This window comes from Streptomyces ficellus (genome assembly GCF_030406405.1).
Classification (GTDB): Bacteria; Actinomycetota; Actinomycetes; order Streptomycetales; family Streptomycetaceae; genus Streptomyces; species Streptomyces ficellus_B.
In genome coordinates, this window is the sequence record NZ_JAUEPL010000006.1 from 96124 (window position 1) to 116736 (window position 20613).

The 20613-nt window shown below is 71.2% G+C and carries 20 protein-coding genes and 1 tRNA gene; 12 read left to right on the plus strand and 9 right to left on the minus strand.

Going from position 1 to position 20613, the window contains the following annotated elements; translation table 11 throughout:
• Nucleotides 1–87 precede the first annotated feature (87 nt).
• From QWM81_RS06615 to QWM81_RS06625, 3 genes are read left to right on the plus strand one after another with little or no spacing between them, the layout of a single operon-like run.
• A complete protein-coding gene (locus tag QWM81_RS06615; protein WP_290110774.1) occupies nucleotides 88–2175 on the plus strand; it encodes a helix-turn-helix domain-containing protein in 2088 nt (695 codons plus the stop codon).
• Nucleotides 2172–3149: a hypothetical protein gene (locus tag QWM81_RS06620; protein ID WP_290110654.1), complete on the plus strand. Its 978-nt coding sequence runs from the start codon at nucleotides 2172–2174 to the stop codon at nucleotides 3147–3149. The genes QWM81_RS06615 and QWM81_RS06620 overlap by 4 nt, the downstream gene beginning before the upstream one ends.
• Nucleotides 3149–4054, plus strand: coding sequence for a DUF6339 family protein (locus QWM81_RS06625; protein WP_290110655.1), 906 nt, complete (start codon nucleotides 3149–3151; stop codon nucleotides 4052–4054). Before QWM81_RS06620 ends, QWM81_RS06625 begins: the two co-directional genes overlap by 1 nt.
• 34 nt (nucleotides 4055–4088) lie before the next feature.
• Here the strand turns inward: QWM81_RS06625 and QWM81_RS06630 are convergent, their stop codons facing one another.
• The 5 genes from QWM81_RS06630 to QWM81_RS06650 form a co-directional block, all read right to left on the minus strand.
• Nucleotides 4089–5135 (minus strand): DNA cytosine methyltransferase, encoded by a 1047-nt coding sequence (locus QWM81_RS06630; RefSeq protein ID WP_290110656.1) that lies wholly within the window; start codon nucleotides 5133–5135, stop codon nucleotides 4089–4091.
• A 123-nt stretch (nucleotides 5136–5258) separates the two neighbouring features.
• A complete protein-coding gene (locus tag QWM81_RS06635; RefSeq protein ID WP_290110657.1) occupies nucleotides 5259–6227 on the minus strand; it encodes a DNA cytosine methyltransferase in 969 nt (322 codons plus the stop codon).
• A 91-nt stretch (nucleotides 6228–6318) separates the two neighbouring features.
• Nucleotides 6319–6780, minus strand: a complete 462-nt coding sequence (locus QWM81_RS06640) for a very short patch repair endonuclease (RefSeq protein ID WP_290110658.1) — start codon at nucleotides 6778–6780, stop codon at nucleotides 6319–6321.
• 294 nt (nucleotides 6781–7074) lie between these two features.
• The gene (locus QWM81_RS06645) at nucleotides 7075–7569 is read right to left on the minus strand and encodes an excalibur calcium-binding domain-containing protein (RefSeq protein ID WP_290110659.1); all 495 of its coding nucleotides are present in this window, start codon (nucleotides 7567–7569) and stop codon (nucleotides 7075–7077) included.
• 135 nt (nucleotides 7570–7704) lie between these two features.
• A complete protein-coding gene (locus QWM81_RS06650) occupies nucleotides 7705–8718 on the minus strand; it encodes an SEC-C domain-containing protein (RefSeq protein WP_290110660.1) in 1014 nt (337 codons plus the stop codon).
• A gap of 254 nt (nucleotides 8719–8972) precedes the next feature.
• Between QWM81_RS06650 and QWM81_RS06655 the strand changes: the two genes are divergently transcribed.
• From QWM81_RS06655 to QWM81_RS06665, 3 genes are all read left to right on the plus strand, one after another.
• Nucleotides 8973–9269, plus strand: coding sequence for a DUF6412 domain-containing protein (locus QWM81_RS06655; protein ID WP_290110775.1), 297 nt, complete (start codon nucleotides 8973–8975; stop codon nucleotides 9267–9269).
• 88 nt (nucleotides 9270–9357) lie between these two features.
• Entirely contained in the window at nucleotides 9358–10059 is a 702-nt protein-coding gene (locus QWM81_RS06660) for a YidC/Oxa1 family membrane protein insertase (RefSeq protein WP_290110661.1), read from the plus strand.
• A gap of 102 nt (nucleotides 10060–10161) precedes the next feature.
• Nucleotides 10162–11019, plus strand: a complete 858-nt coding sequence (locus tag QWM81_RS06665) for a fumarylacetoacetate hydrolase family protein (protein ID WP_290110662.1) — start codon at nucleotides 10162–10164, stop codon at nucleotides 11017–11019.
• Between the two features lie 60 nt (nucleotides 11020–11079).
• Here QWM81_RS06665 and QWM81_RS06670 read toward each other — a convergent pair whose 3' ends face one another.
• From QWM81_RS06670 to QWM81_RS06680, 3 genes are all read right to left on the minus strand, one after another.
• A complete protein-coding gene (locus QWM81_RS06670) occupies nucleotides 11080–11457 on the minus strand; it encodes a hypothetical protein (protein WP_290110663.1) in 378 nt (125 codons plus the stop codon).
• Between the two features lie 95 nt (nucleotides 11458–11552).
• Nucleotides 11553–12020: a heme-degrading domain-containing protein gene (locus QWM81_RS06675; RefSeq protein WP_290110664.1), complete on the minus strand. Its 468-nt coding sequence runs from the start codon at nucleotides 12018–12020 to the stop codon at nucleotides 11553–11555.
• Nucleotides 12017–13087: a Gfo/Idh/MocA family oxidoreductase gene (locus tag QWM81_RS06680; protein WP_290110665.1), complete on the minus strand. Its 1071-nt coding sequence runs from the start codon at nucleotides 13085–13087 to the stop codon at nucleotides 12017–12019. The genes QWM81_RS06675 and QWM81_RS06680 overlap by 4 nt, the downstream gene beginning before the upstream one ends.
• Before the next feature lie 53 nt (nucleotides 13088–13140).
• Between QWM81_RS06680 and QWM81_RS06685 the strand changes: the two genes are divergently transcribed.
• The 5 genes from QWM81_RS06685 to QWM81_RS06705 all read left to right on the plus strand — a co-directional run bounded on the left by QWM81_RS06685 (nucleotide 13141) and on the right by QWM81_RS06705 (nucleotide 17964).
• Nucleotides 13141–14211 carry an ROK family transcriptional regulator gene (locus tag QWM81_RS06685; protein ID WP_290110666.1) on the plus strand — a complete coding sequence of 357 codons (1071 nt, stop codon included), beginning with the start codon at nucleotides 13141–13143 and terminating at the stop codon, nucleotides 14209–14211.
• Between the two features lie 592 nt (nucleotides 14212–14803).
• The gene (locus QWM81_RS06690; protein WP_290110667.1) at nucleotides 14804–15640 is read left to right on the plus strand and encodes a hypothetical protein; all 837 of its coding nucleotides are present in this window, start codon (nucleotides 14804–14806) and stop codon (nucleotides 15638–15640) included.
• Between the two features lie 162 nt (nucleotides 15641–15802).
• Complete coding sequence (locus QWM81_RS06695; RefSeq protein WP_290110668.1) at nucleotides 15803–16582, plus strand: HAD-IIA family hydrolase; 780 nt, start codon at nucleotides 15803–15805, stop codon at nucleotides 16580–16582.
• Between the two features lie 111 nt (nucleotides 16583–16693).
• Nucleotides 16694–17281: a hypothetical protein gene (locus tag QWM81_RS06700; protein WP_290110669.1), complete on the plus strand. Its 588-nt coding sequence runs from the start codon at nucleotides 16694–16696 to the stop codon at nucleotides 17279–17281.
• 2 nt (nucleotides 17282–17283) lie between these two features.
• Nucleotides 17284–17964 (plus strand): class F sortase, encoded by a 681-nt coding sequence (locus tag QWM81_RS06705; protein ID WP_290110670.1) that lies wholly within the window; start codon nucleotides 17284–17286, stop codon nucleotides 17962–17964.
• 824 nt (nucleotides 17965–18788) lie between these two features.
• On the opposite strand, the gene QWM81_RS06710 is transcribed toward QWM81_RS06705, so the two are convergent.
• A tRNA-Lys gene (locus QWM81_RS06710) sits at nucleotides 18789–18862 on the minus strand.
• A gap of 215 nt (nucleotides 18863–19077) precedes the next feature.
• Between QWM81_RS06710 and QWM81_RS06715 the strand changes: the two genes are divergently transcribed.
• On the plus strand, nucleotides 19078–20391 hold the full coding sequence (locus tag QWM81_RS06715) for a peptidoglycan-binding protein (protein ID WP_290110671.1): 1314 nt from the start codon (nucleotides 19078–19080) through the stop codon (nucleotides 20389–20391).
• Nucleotides 20392–20613 lie beyond the last annotated feature (222 nt).

Below are 20613 nucleotides of genomic sequence, written 5' to 3' on the forward strand. Positions count from 1 at the left end.
TGCGAGGACAATGAAATTATCGCAACCCCCCGCTGTCAAATGCGTCCGGTACGATGACGGGAGTCGTGAGGGGAGGCGTGGGTGGAGATGGGCAACGAACGCGGCGAGGGGTTCGGCATATGGCTTGCACGCCAGCTGAGGCGCCAGGACATGACCCAGGCCGAGCTGGCTGCGGCATTGGGCATCACCCGGGCCGGCGTTTCGGCGTGGATCACCGGGCGTGCCGAGCCGCGTGAGGACAAGAAGCGTGCCATCGCCGAGATCCTCGGCACCGACGAAGCCACGGTGCACCTGCGCACCGTCGACGCCCCGGCGGCCCGGCCCATCGCCTGGTACCACCGTCCCGCGCATGCCGACGGCGGACGGGAATTCGGCAACGCCGCGGCCTTCGCGTTCGACGCGGATCTGGCCGTACTCGCACGCGAGGCCACCCAGAACAGCTTGGACGAGCGCCACGACGACGATCACCCGGTTCGTGTCCGCTACGTCCTGCACGAACTCAGTGGAGAGCATCTGCGGAGCTTCCTCGACGCGCTGGCGTGGGAGGACCTGCTGCCGCACTACGAGGTCGCCGCGGCCCAGAAGCAGAAGGTCGGGGGGGTCATTGCCGAAGGGCTGCGTGATCTACGCGAAACGGACACCCTGCTGCTTCTGCGTATCGACGACTTCAACGCGTCGGGCCTGACCGGCCCCGAGTACGGCGACGGTCGGTTCGCCGCCGTGGTGCGCCGGCAACTTGACAGCCACAAGACGAGTGGGCACGCGGGTGGATCGTACGGATTGGGCAAGGCGACGCTGTGGGCCACTAGCAGGTTGGGTCTCGTACTGATCAACAGCACTCTTTCCACGCCGCATGAGGGGCGTCGTGAGCGACGTGTGATCGGCCGTCTCGACCTGCCGTGGCGAGAAGTGGACGGGCAGGCATACGCGGGGCCGGCCTGGCTGGGGGAGGAGGACACCGACCCCGAGTTCAAGGGTGTGTCCCGGTCCTGGTGGGCGGATGAGCGGACCACGGAACGACTGCACCTCAGTAGGGTCGGTTCCGACCCGGGGACTTCGTTCCTGGTGGTCGGTGCGCACGATGCGGCGGGCGACGCGGGGACCGTGCAGGAGATGCACGACAAAATCGTCCGATCGCTGGCGGAGAACTTCTGGGCAGCGATGACCCACGGCGAGGCCACGGCCCCCATCATGGAGGCATCGGTCACCACCTTGCGGAACGGCCAGGTGCTGATCAAGGAGGAGCGCGTCGACCCGCACGCGCATGAGCCCGCACGCTGCCGTGCCCTGAAGGCCTATTTGGACGGCGGGACGGTCGACCACCTCGCGGGGCCCGAACAAGTGGCTCTCGCCCATGTGCCCCTCACCGTTCCTCCCCTGCGTGGTGACAAGGGCCCGGGAGTGGACCACCGAGCCGTTCTGCTGGTGACTCCTGCCGACGACGCCGACACCAAGCCCAACCACCTCGTCTGCATGCGCGGTAATCGCATGACGGTGAGCGTCCGCCGGGTACCCGACCTTCCCATGGGGACGAACCCGTTCCAGGCCGTTCTTCTCGCCGGCCATGCCACAGGCGCCAGAACCGAGGACGCCGACCTCGCCGAAGCATTCCTGCGCGCGTCCGAGCCGCCGGAGCACGACGACTGGAACAGGACGGAGGAGCTCGCCGCCCGCTACGCACGCGGAGCCCTGAGCCGGATCCGCGACTTCCGCCGCGAGATGAACACGGTGGTCCGACATCTGGTCGCACGACGAGAGCAAAAGACCGGTGGCGGCCCAGCGGTCCTGCGCGAGCTGTTGCGACTGGACGGCGGTGGTACGTCCGCCGGCCGTCGCATCGACAGCCACCCCACCGTACGGAACGTCGATGGGGAGTTGGACTCCTCCGGGGCCTGGCGGGTCCGTGTAGAGGTGAAGCTGCCTCCGCGAGACGATGCCTGGGTGATGATGCCCGTGGCGAAGTTCGACGTACGCTCCGGCAGCAAGCCGAGCGTTCGGTGGGCAGAGCTCGTAGCCGGTGAGAACTGTCATGTGGAGAACGGCCATCTGCGCTTCGACGCGAGGATGAGCACGGCTTCCTTCAGCGGGGTCACGGATGTCGCGAGCCATCCGGTGCCCGCGGAGATGGCACGCCTCGTGATCGATCTCCAGAAGGCCAGGAGTGGCGCCGCATGAAAACCTTGATGCCCTACGCCACTCTCGCCGGTGAAGTGACGTTCAAGGTCGCCGCAGCCAAGCTCGACGGTCGGGACCTGCCGTTGAGCATGCTCTCGCAACAGGAACGCGTCGTCGCCCTGCACCAGGTGGAGCGCCAGAAGTGGGATGAGGCGCGCCTGGATCTGCGCGTCCGGATCCCGGAGGCCGAACTCGCCGAGGGGCCTTGGTCCGACGTGGTCTGCGTCGCTGTCCTCACCGAAGGTGTCAGCAACCTCCGTACCGTCACGCGACTCAACCGCTCGGCGGACGGCACCTGGGTCGGCAGCCCGACCTTGGCTCGCGATGCGTGTCGCACCCGCGCCGAGCTCTCTGTGAGTGTCGTCGCCACCGTCGACGGCGTTCCAGGGCGCATCATCGGGGGATCAGAGGAGAACTGGCTCGTCGATGTGCTGGCGCGCAAGCCCGTGCGCCAGCGTGAACTCCACATCAACGAGGTCGACTTCGGTGAGAACCAAAAGCCGTATGAGTGGCTGCACGCCTTCAAGGACGCCCCCTGGCTGGTGGAGACCTCCGGCGACATGCCCACCGTGCACCTGAACACCGGGTTCGAGGGGATCACGGAGCTGCTCGGCTCCGGGGGCAGCACCATGGAGAAGGCCGTGCGTGGCTTGATCGCCGCTCAGATCGCAACCGAGGCGTGGACGGCCATGTTTCACTCGGCAGTGAGCGACATCGAGGTGGCGGAGGACGGTTCGCTGGAGTGGCCCAGTGGTTGGCGTGACTGGGTGCTGCGCGCCATGCTCCCCGATGTCCTGCCCGATCTGTCCCCCGCCGACGCTCTGTCGGAGATCCACTCGCGCAGAGTGGAGACCTCCGGCTGGAACGAGCTGCAGCCTCGTATCCAGTACGCGGCGTCACGGCGGGCGCGAGTCGCCAAGAATCTCGGAACCGCGATCCGCGAGCTCGACCGTTCCGACGAAGGAGACCAGTGATGAGTCGGCACGCCGATGACCTCCCGGAGCAGCTCGGTCTGCTCCGGGATGCCGTGGCCGCCAGGAACCTGACCCGGGGCGTACTCACCGGGCAGGAAAGCCCGCCGTTCGTCGCTCTCGCGCGTGAGGCCGAGCGCATCAAGGGGGCCGGCTCCCGATGGAACGTCCGTCCCCTGCGTGAGCTGTTCGATGATGCGCGGCGCCTCCACGACGAGTCGGGGCGGACCGGTGCGGACAGTTGGCTCGCCCCCCGGTTGCATTACACGCTGCGGCTGACGAGGGCGGAGGCGGCCGATCCCGCCCTGTGGAACTACATCGCCCTGGTTGTGGCTCCGGACTACGTCGTGTGGCGGCACCTGCCGAAGACCGCCCGTGACGGGAAGCGCCCGGCGGTCACCGCGGACCGCTTCTGCGGCCCTCACTACAAGCAGGCGTTCGCTCGCCTGTGGTGGGCCGCTGAGCTTTTCCGCGACGGCGACGATTACCGCCCGGCAGTCGCCGCGTGCCGCAACCAGGATGTGCTCAACACCGTGCTCAGATTGGACGTCATCGATCACCGTCCGACTGCTCGTGCCGTCACCAGAATGTTGGAGGACGGGATCGTCCGCACCGGCCGAGAGGTCAATGCCTTGGCGACCGCCATCAACGCAGCGGCAAGCACGCTCATGTACGAGGTTCTCGCATCCGATGAGGGCCCCGATGCCGAGGCTTTTCGCTACTGGATGGATGAGCTCGACATGGCCCCGCCCGCTCCTCGGAAGACGCTCCCGGCCGGGCCGGGTGACGGTGCCATACCGGAGGGAGCCGTTGACGTCATGGCCACCTACTTCGAAAAGCTCTTCGCCGAGGCCCCGGTGCGGGGCAAGGAGCCCAAGGACGCGGAGGAAGTGCCGATCGACGTCTGAAGGACGCTGCCCTCCGCGGTGCCCGACCGGCGCGTCATGCGGTGGCGCCCCCCAGAGCACTCAAAGCCTTGTGGAGCCTCTCCTCACCCAGGTCGAGTGCACTGGCCAGAACGTGCGCGGCAAGCCGGGGCGGAATGGCATTGCCGATCTGCTGCGCACGGTTGCGGCCGGACCAGGGATAGTCAGCCGGAAAGGTTTGCAGCTGTCCCGCTTCCGCCAGAGTGAAGCGCTCGAGCTCGGTTTGGTCGTACGACGAGACGATCCGATTCCGGGAGATCTTTCCCGTGACGGTGGCGGACGGTTCATCGGACGTGCGCCTACCGCGGGCTGCGGGGTCCCCGCCGGTGCCGTAGTTGGAAACGACTTCATAGCGCACCGGCCGCTTCACCACCTTGCCCATGGGAACCCACGGCTCTCGACCGGGATCGCCGGTGTCGCGGTCCACGCCCTTTCGGTAGGGCCGGTGCGTCGCCGGCGGCATGTCGACCGTGAACTCGCGGTCGCCGGTCGTGTTGCGGCGGGCGATCAGGATGGCACGGCGGCGGGTCTGGGGAACGCCGTACTCCTCCGTGCGCAGGACGGCGCACTTCGTCGCGTAGCCAACGGCGTCGAGCGCTTCGCCTACGGCCTCCCACACCGGAAGCACAGCCGGAACCTGCTCCAACACAATGGCTTGGTAAGGGCGATTCGTTTCGACTGCTTCAAGAGCCCATCGCAGGGGCTCCAGAACGAGCCCGGTACGCTCGTCGACCGCTTCCTTGAGATCGGCGGTCACGTCTTCACCGGCTGCCATGCGCTTGGCAAGAGCTAGTACGTCGTCCAAAGCGCGGCGGCCCGTGCCGGAGCCGGCGACCGTGTACGTCTGACATGGCGGCCCACCCGCCAGTACGGTCGCAGCGGGAAAGTCTGCGGGCCCGAGTTCGCGCACGTCCGCCTGACGTGTGAGCAGCCCGGCCGCCTGGCGAGTGGCACATGCGTCCGCGTCCCATTCGATCCCGGTGACGGGGAGACCCAGCTCTCGTGCAGCCACGTCCAATCCGCCTGGACCGGCGAAAAGGTCGACGATGTTGATGGCGTGCACGAGTCTCCCGACTGTCGGGTGGAGAAGTGATCAGCGGGATGAGCCCCGCGCAGTCTACCGGCGCCGCGGTGGACGGTTCCAGCCGGCGGGCGGCATTGCGCGCAAGCCAGGAAGGGCCGCCCATCACTCCAGTTGCGCGAGGGCCGTCGCAAGCTGGGTACCCAGCGCCTGGGCGACAGGTGGGGGCGTCGCATGCCCCAACTGCCGGTACGCGGCAGTCTTTCCACCCAAAAGCTGCCATTGAGGTGGAAAGCCCTGGAGAATCGCGACCTGTTCCAGAGTGAGCTTCGGCAGGCCTCTCACGTCACCCTGGGGGTCCCATTGGTAGTCGGCAGAGGGAACATCGTTCCCGATGCCGCCACCATTGATCCCCATGCGAGCCCACGCCCGCTTGGTTCCGGTCGGCCCCAGATCGGCTCCTCCCCTTCGTTCGGACCCACCCACGATCGCCGGTGCCGCACGGTCGGCCTGGGCCGCCCACACAGCGGCGTCGCGCCAGCCGCGCGCGGCCATGGTTTTCCACAACACCGCACCCACGGTCGGTGAGGGAGTGGCGAGCGGGTCAGGCCAGCGAAAACGAGCGGAGCTTTCACCTCGGAGTGCGACAAGCAATCCCATTTTTCGATCCTGTGCCAGCCCGAAGTCGCTCGCATTGAGGATGCGCCAGTGCAGCGAGTAGCCAAGGTGTGCCAGTTCCTGTGAGACGAACTGACGGACATCTGCGAACGAGTCGTCGTTGATCAGTGCGGGGACGTTCTCGATGAGCACCGCCTTCGGCTGTACTTCGGCGACGAGCCATACCGTGGCCTCAAGTAGTTCACGTTCGTAACCGTCCTCGGCCCGCTTGATCGCTGCTGGCGATTTCACGCGCGGCAGCCCTGCCGAAATGAGATCCACGTCATAGGTTTCCGGATGCTCGCGAGCCACGAATTCGCGAAAGTCCATTTCCAGAACACGCCACCCTGGTTTGTTGGCGCGGAGAGTGCTGCATGCGTGGCGATTCCTCTCGATCAGGGCGACCGGACGGAACCCTGCAGTCTCCAAGCCCATGGCGAGTCCACCAGCTCCGGCGCAAATCTCGAGGGAGGTCATTCGGGGGTGTGGCAACGTGGTGCTTCTCCCGGTTGTTCCAATGGGTTTGCGCAGTGTTATGTGGGCAGCCGATCAAGCCCCGGAGGGGCAATCAAGCCTGTGGATTGTGGGCCCGCGGATGGAGTACGGGGGGTGAGCCGATCAGGGCGTCCCGTGTGCGGGACACCATCTGCGCAACCACTTCCGGCCTTTCGTGTTCCCAGAAACGGAGTACCGTCCAACCTTCGGCGTGGAGATGCTCGGTTGTTTCGCGGTCCCGAGCCATGTTCTTCTCGAGCTTGGCGCGCCACCATTCGGCATTGGCCTTCGGGTGGGTGGCGTGCTCCGGGCAGCCGTGCCAAAAGCAACCGTCCAGGAAGACGGCGACCTTGGGCCCGGGGAATGCGATGTCGATGGTGCGTCGTGGCATCCCGGGAACTTTGACGTGCAGGCGATACCGGAGACCTGCCGCGTGCAGGAGCTTCCGCACAGCCAGCTCGGGGGTGGTGTCCCGGGCCGTCTGGCGGCTCATGCGCGCCGACACGCCGGGGGAAGAGGGTTTCGCTGGAGCCATAGCGTTCCTTCTCCTCCCTGCCTCGTGTACGGAATGCTCCCGGCAACGGCCCAGTAGATCGACGATCGGCCATCCACACGCGCTCAAGTCGATGGTAAGGAATCACGTGGCACGCTGGTGCGGATCCGTGTGGAATCACAGCAACGCAAGCCGTACCGACTTCAGCTCCACCACACGGAGCCCGACCGCCGCCACGCCATCGCGCACTGCGGGCTCGAGCCGGCCCCGGCGCGGGAGCTGATCAATCAAGCCTCCAGCACTGGGGTTCCGCACCTCGCCGTAGCGGAACTCGGCTCAGCCGTTGTCGCAGCCCACGCCGTCGTTGTCGCGGTCGAGGTGGCGGGCGTAGCCGGGGTCGCCTCGGTGGACGGGGGCGGCGCCGGCGGCGCGGGCGGCGGCGCAGTTGGCGTAGTAGACGTTGTCGCTGCCGCTGCCGGCGTCCGAATCGGCGTTGCCTGAGTCGTCGTTGGCGGCGGCAGGGGCCTGGCGCGTGGCCGTCACCGTCGCCGTGACGGTCGCGGTCGCGGTCGCGGTGACCGTGGGGGCAGGGGCCGCGGCGGGGGTCGCGGTGGCCGTGGCGGTGGCCGTCACCGTGGTGGCCGGGGCGGGCTTGGCCGCCGACTTGGGGGCGTCCTCGGCGCTGAGGGCTCCGCAGCCGCTGCCGATCATCAGGAGCAGCAGGCCGCCGCCCCACACACGCTTCATGCGGTGCGGCGGGCGCTGTGCCCCGGGGGCCGGGGCAGGGGCGGTGACGGGGGTGAAGGGCTGCTGCTGGTACGGGTTGCTCATGGGCACACGTCTCCCTGGCGCAGACAGGACTGGAACTGCGTGGGGGAACAGAGGAGCCAGTCGAGGCAGTAGTTAAGTGTGAAACTACTGCACGCAAGTGGTGAAGGGCAGGGAAACGCGTGAGGTGAGGGTCCTTTACGGCCGCGCCGTCCCGTGGCAGTCGCCGTACGTGCGGGACGAGCCGCACCAGCACGGAGACGTGCGGGCGGGGGGCCAGGGGGTGGCACGGCCGCGGGCGGCGAGAGTGGTGGCGTACTGGGGGAGCAGCTCCGCGTTGGAGGGCGGGGTGGCTTCGGAGGCGGCGAACGCCTCGTACGACGGGACCGTGCCCTGGACGATGCCCAGGTTCGGGGTGCCCGCGGCGGACAGTTCGCGCAGCGAGGCCTCGATGTCGGTGAGGTGGGCCTCGTGGGTGGGGTACTCCGACTCCAGCTCCGGGTACGCGGCGAGCAGCTCCGTCAGCTCGTCGGCCGGCCAGAGCAGGACCGCCACCGGGAAGGGGCGGGACAAGGCCGTGCGGTACGAGCCGAGTTCGCTGCGCAGTCGCGTGATCTCCGCCTGGAGTTCCGCCGGGTCGGAGGAGCCGAGGGACCAGAGGCGTTTGGGGTCGTGGAGCTCGTCGAGCGGGACGGCGCCCGTGTGCAGGCGGTCCGCCAGGACGTCCCAGTCGTCGTGCCGCAGGCCGATCAGGCGGCGCACGCGGTGGCGGCCCATGAGGAGGGACTGCGCCGGGTACGGGACCTCGTCGTCGGGGGAGGGGATCAGGGTGGTGACGGCGGTGGTGAACACCTGCTCGGAGGTTTCCAGCTCGTCGTGGGCCTCCAGCGTCTCCGCGACGATCTCCCAGGCGGCCGCGTCGGACGGGGGCGTCGCGCGGATGCCGTCGATGATGGCCCGGGCCTCGGCCTCGTGTCCGTACTCCCACAGGTTGGCCGCTTTCAGGGCCTTGACCAGGTGCGGGTGGTCCGGGGGCGGGGTGGCGGCCAGGAGGTCGTCGTACAGCGTGGTGGCGCGGGCGCGGTGGCCGGCCAGCTCGAGATGGGCGGCGGCCTGGAGGAGCAGCGGCTCCCGGTCCTCGGGGTACTGCGCCGCGGTGCGCAGCAGGCGCTCGGCTTCGGTGATGTGGTCAGCAGGCGTGTCGGGGCGCATGGGGGACACCGTACTGCTGTACGGGGTCGGGGACGCAGAGGCGTTCTGGCTACGGCTCCGGTGACATGCCGGTCCGGCGTGCGGATGGTGCACGGGAGCGCGTGGCGGCGCGTACGCCACCCTCCGCGCACCCTCCGCGCGCACCTTCCGCGCGCACGCGTCGCGCGGCGTTTTCCCCAAGCGGAAACTCCGCGCGACGCGTGCGCGTTAGGGTTCACGAGAGCGGAGGAAGGGGGGAACGCGTGCGCGGTGTCATGGCGCGGCTGCTGCCGTGCGGGGCGGCCGGCGTCCTGTTCTTCCTCTTCGCCCAGGGGCTGTACGCCGAGGGCGGCGCCCTCTCCGCGGCCGTGGCCCTCGCCGCCGTGGGCTCCGCGTTCGTCGCGTGCGCCGTCATCGCGGCGCGCGGTGTTCCGGCCGTGCCGCCGACGCGGGTGCGCACGGCCATCCGTGACCGTGAGCGGCGCACCGCGTTCCTCCCGCAGCGCGATCCCGACGCCTCCGGGCGCCGGCGGCCCCGAGCGCCCGGCCGTCTCATCGCGACGGCCGCGTAGGGGCTCCCCCGGGTTCTGTTCCGCGCGGTTCCGTCATGCCGACATCTCGATTCCCGGTACGACGAGACCCCACGGAGGGCTCCTTCCCATGTCCGTTTTCGCCTCGCTGATCGAGCAGCTCGCCGCCCTGCTCCAGCCGCTGTTCCACGGCTCCGCCACCGCCGCCGCCATCGTCGTCTTCACCATGCTCATACGGCTCGCCCTGCATCCGCTCTCCCGGGCCGCCGCCCGTGGGCAGAAGGCGCGCACGCGGCTCGCCCCGCGCGTCGCCGAGCTGCGCGAGAAGCACGGCAAGGACCCCGAGCGGTTACAGCGGGCCGTGATGGAGCTGCACGCGAAGGAGAAGGTGTCGCCGCTCGCCGGGTGCCTGCCGAGCCTGGCGCAGGCCCCCGCTTTTATCCTGATGTATCACCTGTTTTCGGGCGGAATGATGGCCGGGCATTCCCTCTTCGCCGCGCCTCTTGGCGGGCGCTGGGCCGACGCCCTGGCGGACGGCGGCGTCTTCGGGGCCGCCGGGCTCGTGTACGTGGCGCTGTTCGCGATCGTCGCCGGTGTCGCCACGGACACGTACCGGCGTACCAAGGGGCAGATGGCGGACGTGGACGGCATGGGAGCCGGTATGGGCGCAGGTATGGGTGCCGGTATGGCGAAGGTGATGCCGCTGCTCTCCTTCGCCACGCTCGTCACCGTCGCCGTCGTGCCCCTCGCCGCCGCGCTCTACGTCGTCACGAGCACGGCGTGGACCGCCGCCGAGCGGGCGTACCTGTATCGCGAGACGTCCACTGTGTGAACGGGGTCTTGCGGGGTGATCCGATGTCTTGGAGGATCGACCAATCCTCCGATGGCCGCACCCCATCGGCCGGGGCCACACCTCGACCACAGGGAGAAGACCATGAAACTGCTGCGCGTCGGTACGTCGGGCGCCGAGCGCCCCGCGCTGCTCGACCAGGACGGGGTGCTGCGGGACCTGTCCGCGGTCGTCACGGACATCGACGGGAGCCTGCTCTCCGACGCCTCCGCGCTCGACCGCGTCCGGGCCGCCGCGGGCGCCGGAGTGCTGCCCGCGCTGGACGCGACGGGCCTGCGGATCGGGCCGCCGGTCGGGCGCATCGGCAAGGTCGTGTGCATCGGGCTGAACTACCACGACCACGCCGCCGAGACGGGCGCGGCGACCCCCGCCGAGCCGGTGATCTTCTTCAAGGCGGCCGACACGGTCGTCGGGCCGAACGACACCGTGCTCGTACCGCGCGGCAGCCGTAAGACCGACTGGGAGGTCGAACTCGCCGTAGTCATCGGACGTACGGCCCGTTATGTCGAGTCTGCGGAGGCCGCGCTCGCGCATGTGGCCGGGTACGCGGTCGCGCACGACGTGTCCGAGCGCGAGTTCCAGATCGAGCGCGGCGGCACCTGGGACAAGGGCAAGAACTGCGAGACGTTCAACCCGCTCGGGCCGTGGCTGGTGACGGCCGACGAGGTGCCGGACCCGCAGGCGCTGTCGCTCAAGCTGTGGGTCAACGGCGAGCTGAAGCAGAACGGCACGACGGCCGACCAGATCTTCCCGGTGGCCGAAGTGGTGCGCTACGTCAGCCAGTTCATGACCCTGTACCCCGGTGACATCATCAACACCGGTACGCCGGCGGGGGTGGCCATGGGGCAGCCGGAGCCGAAGCCGTTCCTGCGGGCGGGTGACGTCGTGGAGCTGGAGATCGACGGGCTCGGCCGGCAGCGGCAGGAGCTCAAGGACGCCTGAGGCGGAGTGGCTGGGCCGCCCCGCACACCGCACACCGGGGCGGCCCAGCCCCCTCTGTGGTCAGGAGAGCAGCTTCACCTTCTCCGTGCGGTCCTTGAGCTTCACGCATTCCGTGTACGGGTTGGGGTCGCCGTGGCGCTCACGGCACTTCCAGGCCGTGCCGTCGACGTGGACGATGACGACCTTGCGGTCCTTGGCCTCGACGGCCTTGCCGTACGCGTCGGCCACGCGGTGCGCGGTTCCGCAGGCGGAGCTGCCCTTCGTGGTCACCGCGACGACGGACAAGCCGTTCCAGCCGGTACCGCAGTCCACCAGCGTGACGTCGGGGCGCGGGGTGGCCGGGGTGGCCGGGGTGGTGGCCTGTGCGGGAGCGGCCGAGAGGGCCAGCAGGGTGGCGCCGCCCGCCAGAGCGACGGCGGCTGTTCGGATGGAGCGCATGGCTGCCTCCTTCGGGCGAGACTCGACGATCGCCCGCCTGACGATCGCACGCCTTTTCGAGGCTAGGGCCGTACGGGGGAGGGTGCGGTGTGGAGTTACTCCGAATGGGTGAAGTGCTCCAGGGCCTCGACCACCAGCGCGTGGTCTTCCACTTGCGGCAGCCCCGACACGGTCACCGTGCCGATCACGCCCGCGCCCTCGACGGCGATGGGGAACGCGCCGCCGTGCGCCGCGTAGCGGCCGGGGTCCAGGCGGGAGTCGGTGTCGAACGACTTGCCCTTGGCGCGGAAGCGGGTGCCGACGAGGAGGGAGCTCTCGCCGTAGCGCTCGACGACGCGGCGCTTGCGGTCGATCCAGTCGTCGTTGTCCGCGCTGGAACCGGGCAGGGCGGCGCGGAAGAGCTGCCGCCCGCCGCGCCGGATGTCGATCGCGACCGGGGCCCGGCACTCGCGCGCCAACTCCACCAGCAGCGTGCCGAGCGCCCAGGCGTCCTCGTACGTGAAGCGGGGGAGGACCAGGCGGGCCTGCTGGGCTTGAAGTTCAGCGATGGTCGGCGCGGTCACAGGGTCACCGTCACACCCTCGCGGGCCGACCGCCGCGCCGCCTCAAGGACGTCCAGCGCGGCCGCCGCCTCATGGGCCGTGACCGGCGGAGCCGTACCGTCGCGCAGGGCGGCTGCGATGCCCGCGTAGTACGCCGGGTAGTCGCCGGGCAGGGTCGGCACCGGCGTCCCGCCGCCCGTCAGGGGGGACTCGCCCGCGCCCAGGCGGCCCCACAGGGACTCCGGTTCGGTGCCCCAGCCCTCGGCGGGCCGCTTGCCCTCGCGCAGCGCCGCCTCCTGCGGGTCCAGGCCGTACTTGACGTACCCCGCCCGTGAGCCCAGCGCCCGGAAGCGCGGGCCGAGCTGGGCGGCGGTGGCGCTGACGTACAGATGGGAACGGACGCCGTTCGCGTGCGTGACCGCGATGAACGTGTCGTCGTCCGCCTCGGCGCCCGGGCGGCGTACGTCCGACTCCGCGTACACCCGCACCGCGGGGCCGAACAGCACCAGCGCCTGGTCCACGACATGGCTGCCCAGGTCGTACAGCAGCCCGCCGAACTCCTCCGGCGCCCCCGACTCGCGCCAGCCGCCCTTCAGCCGCGGCCGCCACCGCTCGAAGCGCGACTCGAAGCGCTGGACGTTGCCCAGCTCGCCGCGCTCCACGAGGGAGCGGAGGGTGAGGAAGTCGTTGTCCCAGCGGCGGTTCTGGAAGACGGAGAGGAGCAGGCCCCGCTCCTCGGCGAGCGCCGCGAGCGCGCGCGCCTCCGCCGCCGTGCCCGCGACCGGCTTGTCGACCACGACCGGCAGACCGGCCTTGAGCGCGGCGGTCGCCAGCGGGACGTGCGTCTTGTTGGGCGAGGCGATCACGATCAGGTCCAGCTCGCCGGCCCGCTCCCACAACTCGTCGGGCGACGCCGCGCACCGCACGTCCGGGAACCGGGTACGGGCCTGCTCCTGCCGCGCCGGGTTGGACGTGACGACCGTGTCGAGGGCCAGGCCCTCGGTCGCGGCGATCAGCGGAGCGTGGAAGACGGAGCCCGCGAGGCCGTAGCCGACGAGTCCGACGCGCAGGGTGCCAGTGCCTGTCATGGGTTTCACTTAAGCAACGCTGTTGCCAAAGTGCAAGCGGGCGGGACAATGGCGTGGTGAACAGCAATACGGGCGTCAACCTGCCGGCGCTGCGGAGCCACAACGCCGCGCTCGTACTCAACCTGCTGCGTACGGCGGGTGAGGACGGCGTCAGCCGGCTGGACCTCGCCGAGCGCACCGGACTCACCCCGCAGGCCGTCAGCAAGATCACCGGCCGGCTCCGGGCCGAGGGCCTCGCCGTGGACGCGGGCCGCCGCGCCTCCACGGGTGGCAAGCCGCGCACCGTGCTGCGCCTCCTCCCCGGCGCCGCCCACGCCGTGGGCCTGCACCTGGACCGGGACGAGCTGACGGCCGTGCTGGTGGACCTGTCGGGCACCGTCATCGAGGCGAACGTCGTCCCGCTGGACCTGGGCGCGGGCGCCGAGGTGGTCATGGAGGTGGTGACGGGCGAGGTCGCCGCCCTCGCCACCGACACGGTCCTCGGCGTCGGGGTCGCCATGCCCGGCCCGCTCGACCACGCGGCGGGCGTACCGCACCGGGTGACCCGGTTCCCCGAGTGGGACGGCTTCCCGCTGCGGGACGCGCTGGCCGCGCGCCTGCGGCTCCCGGTGGTGCTCGACAAGGACACCAACGCGGCGGCGCTCGGGCTCGCCCTGCGCGGGGCGGGCGCGGACTCCTTCGCGTACCTCCATCTCGGTACGGGGCTGGGCGCGGGGCTCGTCCTGGGCGGCGCGCTGTACCGGGGCGCGCGCACGGGGGCGGGGGAGTTCGGGCACCAGACCATCCAGCTGGACGGCCCGGTGTGCGGGTGCGGTGGGCGCGGCTGCCTGGAGGCGCTGTGCCTGGCGGCCGTCGCGCGGGGCGACCTGGCGGGGGCGGCGCGGGTGCTGGGCGCCGGGGCGGCCAACCTCGTCAGCCTCCTCGACATCGACCGCGTCCTGCTCGGCGGGCGGATCGTGACCGGCGCCGCGGAGCCGTTCGTACGCGGCGTGCGCGCCGTCCTCGAAGAGCGCGCCCGGCGCGGGGGCGAGCCGGTGGTGCCGGTCGCCCTGGCACAGGACTCGGCCCACCCGGTCGCGGAAGGCGCCGCGCAGCTGGTCCTGGCACCGGTATTCGGGCGCTGACCGGGTCGGGATGACCCGGTTTGGTCCCTGCCCCGGTTTGGACCCACACCCCGTTTGGGCTCTGCCCGGGTTCGGGCCTCCACCGCGTTTGGGCTCTGCCCGGGTTCGGGCCTCCACCGCGTTCGGGCCTCCACTGCGTTTGGGCACTGCCCCGGTTCGGACCCCCGCCGCGTTGGGGCGCTGCCCGGGTTCGGGCCGCCACCCCGTTTGGGCTCTGCCCCGGTTCGGACCTCAACCCCGTTTGGTCCCTGCCCGGTTCGGGCTCTGCCTCGGTTCGGTCCCTCGACCCGGTTCGGGCCCCTACCCCGATTGGCCCCTACCCCGTTGGCCCCACCCCGTTTGGCCCCTGCGCCGGTTCGGGCTCAGACCGGTTTGGGCCCCGGTCCCGTTCGGGCCCCGACCCCCTTCGGGCCGCGACCCGGTTAGGCGCTGACCCGGTCCCGGTTCTGACCGGCCGCGATTACGATCTTGCGCTGATCGGGCGGACGCGTGCCGCCGTACGGCGGGATGTGGCCGCCGAGTCGATGGGCGGCCCGGCTCGCGTGGGAGGTTCTCGGGGCACGACTGTCCACGCCGCCGGCAAAGGTTCCCCATGCGACTGCGTCACGTCACCGCCCTCGCAGCCACCGCCACGGCCGCTGCCACCGTCTTCACGCTCAGCCCGGCGGTGGGCCTCGCCCCGGCCCACGCCTCCGCCGGGGCACAGGCCCAACTCCACGCCCCCGCCCGCCACGAGCGGGCCGCGCAGCGTGACAGTGCCGCTGCCGATCCCGGGGGCTTCGGGGTGGCCGTGCCCGATCGGCAGCCCACCTGTGGGGATCCCTCCGCCGCCGAGTTCCCCATCCGTACCCGTATCAGCGGTGGCCCCGATGCCTACCGTCCCGGCGGCGGGTTCCACGCATGGCAGGTCGAGCTGACCAACACCACCTCCGAGCCCTGCGGCAACATCCACCCCGTCATCGTGTTCACCGACCGGACCCGCGCCCTGCGCCCGGCCCAGATCCAGCTGGAGTTCTACGAGGGCGCCGGCAGCGGCCGCCACTACCCCGTCACCGTCGAGAAGACCGACGAGAGCGAAATCGTGGGCGTCCTCGACGACATCGCCGGCGGCTTCCCCGGCTTCACCGTCCCGCCCGGCCGGACCGTCACCGTGCCCGTACGCCTCGCCTTCACGTCCGACGCCCGGCCCGACACGATCACCGCCAACGCCGCGATCGTCCAGCGCCGGGGCGACGACGGGGACTGGGTCGGCGCGTCCGCCGACTACCGGTTCACGCTCGTGGACGACGAGCCCGCCAGCGAGACCGCCGAGGAACTGCCCAGCACCGGCCGGAACGTCCTGCTCGTCGCCGGGGCGTCGGCCATCGCCTTCCTCCTCGGCGCCGGAACGCTGTCGCTGGCGGGCCGGCTGCGCGACCGCAACAGCTGACCCCGCTCTCGCCGGGGGTACACGGCCGGGTGAAGATCACCTCATCGTGATTACCCTGGGGGCGTCGCCACAGCGCTGTCGCGGCGTCCCCAGTACGCATGCACGTCACACGTACGCGCGTCACACGTATCTGTACGGTCTGTACGGCAGGAGTCCCGCCCCATGGCAGAGCGCAAGCCGATCGAATCCTGGCTCACCGACATGGACGGTGTCCTCATCCACGAGGGCGTTCCGATCCCCGGCGCCGACGCCTTCATCAAGAAACTGCGGGATGCGGAGAGGCCCTTCCTGGTCCTCACCAACAACTCCATCTACACCGCCCGCGACCTGCACGCCCGCCTCGCCCGCATGGGCCTGGACGTGCCCGTCGAGAACATCTGGACGTCCGCCCTGGCCACCGCCCAGTTCCTGGACGACCAGCGGCCCGGCGGCACGGCGTACGTCATCGGCGAGGCCGGGCTGACGACGGCCCTGCACGACATCGGGTACATCCTCACCGACCACGACCCGGACTACGTCGTGCTCGGCGAGACCCGTACGTACAGCTTCGAGTCCCTCACCAAGGCGATCCGGCTCATCAACGCCGGGGCGCGGTTCATCTGCACCAACCCCGACGAGACCGGCCCGTCCGCCGAGGGGCCGCTGCCCGCCACCGGCTCGGTCGCCGCGCTGATCACCAAGGCCACCGGCAAGGACCCGTACTTCGCGGGCAAGCCCAACCCGCTGATGATGCGCACCGGTCTGAACGCCATCGGCGCCCACTCCGAGACGAGCGCCATGATCGGCGACCGGATGGACACCGACGTCCTGGCCGGCCTGGAGGCGGGCATGGAGACCTTCCTGGTGCTCACCGGCCTGACCGGCCCGGCGGACGTGGACCGCTATCCGTTCCGCCCCTCGAACATCGTCGACTCGATCGCCGACCTGGTGGATCGCATCTGATCAGTGCTGCCCGATCGGTGCTGCCCGATCGGCCCTACCGGACGGTAGCCGCCCGTCTGCGGATGCGGAAAGCGGCGAACGGGGTGAACCTTGCAGTCCAGGAGGTTCACGATGCGTTCAGCTCTGTTTGCTCTCCGTGCCGCGGGGGCGGCCACCGTCCTGGTGCCCCTGGCGGTGCTCGCACCGGCCGCCGGGACCGCCCACGCCGGTGACGGCGAGGAGCGCGCCAAGGTGACGGCCCTGGTCGTCCCGGCCACCACCAAGCCCGGCGGCGACGTGGACATCCGGGTCCACGGCTGCGAGGGCAAGCACGGCTCGGTCAGGTCCAAGGCGTTCGTCGCCGACGCCGAACTGTCCGGCCGGGAAGGCAAGGGCAACCCGCTGTACGGCGACACGACCGTCAAGTCGCACCTGGACTCCGGTACGTACCCGCTCACCGTCCACTGCGACGGCCGCGACCACCACGACGCGGGCCGCGTCCACGTCACCCACAAGCCGCCGCCCAGCCCGGTCGCGCCGGTCAAGGCGGGTGGCGGAGGCGCCGCGCTGGCCGCCGAAGCGCCGCCGAAGGGCGGCAGCACCGAACAGCAGGGGCCCAGCACCTCGCACACCGTGATCGGCCTGGTGCTGGCGGGCGTCGCGGCGGTCGCCGTCGCGTTGCGCAGCACCCGCCGCCGACGCCGTACCCGCGCGGACTGACCATGTCCACCACCTCCCCCTCGTCCTCCACCCGGAGTCCCGCCGGACACGGCCGGCTGCTCACCGGCGTGGCATGGGCCCTGCTGCTGCTCGGCCTGTGGCTGTGGGGCAAGGACGTCACGGCCGGCCCCGGCGGCCTGTCCGCCCCCACCACCGGTGACGTGGCCGCCGTGGGCCGCCCCCTGGGCGTCCCGCTGCCCTCGGCCCACGAACCGATGCGACCCGCCCCGCCCGAGCGCCTGGAGGTTCCGTCGCTGGGCATCACCGCCCCGGTCGTACGGCGCGGGCTGGACGCGTCCGGCGCGATAGAGCCGCCCCCGTACGATCAGGCGCACTCCGTCGGCTGGTTCCGCGACGGCGCCGAGCCCGGCACGGACGGCGCGGCCCTCATCGTCGGCCATGTGGACACCGAGACGAAACCGGCCGTCTTCTACGGGCTGAGCTCCGCCCGTCCCGGTGAACGGATCAAGGTGACCCGGGCGGACGGCTCGGTCGCCGAGTTCACCATCGACGACGTCCAGGTCTTCGCCCGGCACGAGTTCGACCCGAGGAAGGCGTACGGGCAGCGGCAGCCGGGCCGCGCCGAACTGCGCCTGATCACCTGCGGCGGCACCTTCGACCGGACCTCCGGCGCCTACACGGCGAACGTGGTGGTGTCGGCGTACCTGACGGGAGCCTCATGACGGGTGGCCGGCCACCTGGCCCGGCCGACGGCCCTCCCCCGGCTGTGCGGGGGACCCTACTCCCGGGCCGTCGACCGGGCCGGCCCTCGACCGTGTGACTCCGGGCCGCGGGAGTGGCCCGGCATCGCGCGGGAGGTCGGGGATGGTCCGGTGTGCCTGGCGCGGCTCCGCTCACTGTAGAGCGCGGTACGGGCCCACTCCAGAGGGCCGCCCGCCCGGGAACGCCGCGCCCCTGCGGGGCCCTGCTCGCCGCACGGCCGTACCCGAACGCCGTACCGCACCCACGGCCGTACCCGGGGCCGTACCCCCGAGGCGCCATACCGCGACAGCGCCGCCGCTGCCGACGCCATGGCCGAGAGGCCCCCGGCGCGCGGCCGGCGCTTCCCCTGTGCCGGACGGGGTCCCGTCCGGTCGTGGTCAGGCGCGGCGCTGCCCTTGACCACCGGCTCCGGGAGGGCGTCCGGCCGCCCCGGGGTGACCGACCGCTCGCCACTGCCGGGGGTGATCCGCCGGTGTGGGCGGGGCGCCTGAGCGGCGGCGGTGAGCCGGGCCGCGGTCTCCTACGGCACCGTGGTGGTGCCGGCGGCGCTGGCGGTGGTGGCCGGATCCCGCTGTGCCGCTCCGGCCGGGGCGGCGGTCCCCGCCAATCAGGCTCGCGACTGCTCCCGCGTTTCAGCCTCCGGAGCATGTACGGCACGGGTGCCGTCCTGGAACGAAACTCCGGACGGCCCGGTGAGAGTTGACATGTGCTCACATCGGGGACGCGGGGCGGGCGGCAAAGGCGCGAGGCCCCTCGTCCGTGGACGAGGGGCCTCGCGTGTCTGTGCGCCGCCAGGGACTCGAACCCCGGACCCGCTGATTAAGAGTCAGCTGCTCTAACCAACTGAGCTAGCGGCGCCTGCTGACCTGCGTAAGTTTACCCGACGCCCGGGCGTGGTCCGGACGGCCGGGCCTGCCGCCGCGCTGATCGTCGGCCGCTGTTCCGGCCTGTCGACTGGCCGTTTTTTCCCGTTCAACCGTCAAAATGCGATATGTCAGGACAGTTGAGACACTGACGCCCGTACGCAGCACGCGCCCGTACCGCAGCACGGGAAGACCCAGGAGGGGAACCGCATGGCTGTACCGGTCTTCGAGGAGTACGAGCCCGCCGCCGACTGTCCCTGTGCCGGCTGCGCCCGGCAGCGGCGCGAGCTGGCGCTCGGCCTGGCCGTGCGGGCCGGCGGCCACCCCGCCGCGCACGGCGCCCGCCGGGCCCTGGTCCTGTTCACCGCGGCCGGGGTGGTCCTCGGCGGCGGAGGCGTCGGCGATGGCGGCGCGGTCGCCCTGGCCCAGCCGGGGCGCCCGTCCGGGGAGACGGGCGCCGCTCGGGTGAAGGACGACCCCGACGCGCCTACCCCGCAGGGCAGCGCCGGGCCCCTGCACGGCGGCGGGCGCCCGCACGCCGGGCCGACCAGCCAGGACACCGCCCCGGTCCTGCGCAAGTCCACGCGAGCCGAGATCATCAACCGCGCCAGGCGCTGGGTCGCCGAGAAGGTCCCGTACTCCATGGAGAGGTACTGGACGGACGGCTACCGCCAGGACTGCTCGGGCTTCGTGTCGATGGCCTGGAACCTCACCGGCAACGAATGGACCGGCACGCTGGGCCGGTTCGGCACCCGGATCGACCGGTCGGAGCTCCAGCCCGGCGACATCCTGCTCTTCCACAACCCGGCCGACCCGAACAGGGGCTCCCACGTCACCATCTTCGGTGGCTGGACCGACTACACGCGCACCACGTACATCGCCTACGAGCAGGCCCGGCCGCACGCCCGCAGGCAGGTCACCCCCATGGCGTACTGGAACAACTCCAGCCGTTATGTCGCCTACCGCTACAAGGGGTTGACCAGCGGCGACCCCGGGAATCCCGGCGCCCCCGGCGTCTCGGTGGCCTACCCCGGCCCGGTGTTCGGGCTGGGCGCGGCCAACGGCCACGTCACCCGGCTCGGGCGGATGCTCGTCGAGCGGGGCGGCGCGCGGTTCTACCGGTCAGGTCCCGGGCCGCGCTGGGGCGAGGCCGACCGGAGGGCCACGCGGGCCTTCCAGCGGGCGCAGGGCTGGACCGGGCGGGAAGCGGACGGGCTCCCGGGGCCCCACACCTGGCGGCTGCTGGTGAACGGGCAGGGCCGCGACATCACCTCGGCGGCCTCGGCGCCCGCCTTCCCGGGGCGTGGCCACTTCCGGCCCGGCCAGTCCAACAAGCACGTCGAAAGACTCGGCCGCCGGCTGGTGCAACGGGGCTTCGGCGCCCACTACCGGTGGGGCCCGGGGCCGCGCTGGACGGAGGCGGACCGGCGCAACGTCGAGGCGTTCCAGCGCGCGCAGGGCTGGCGCGGCGGGGCCGCCAACGGCTACCCGGGGCCCGAGACCTGGCGGCGGCTGTTCCGATGAATGATCACGAGGAGGCAGGGTTGAGTACGGCGATGCCGGAGGGTGGTGGGGCGGCGGGCGGTCGGCGCGTCCCGGTGATCGGAAAAGAGACCACCGGGCAGATCCCGGTGCATCTGCTGTTCCGGGACGGTGGTGAGGAAGGCGCGGGCCTGCCTGTGACCTCGGTGGGTCCGGTGACCACCACGGGACCGGCCACGGTAGTAGAGGAACGGTCGGCCGCGC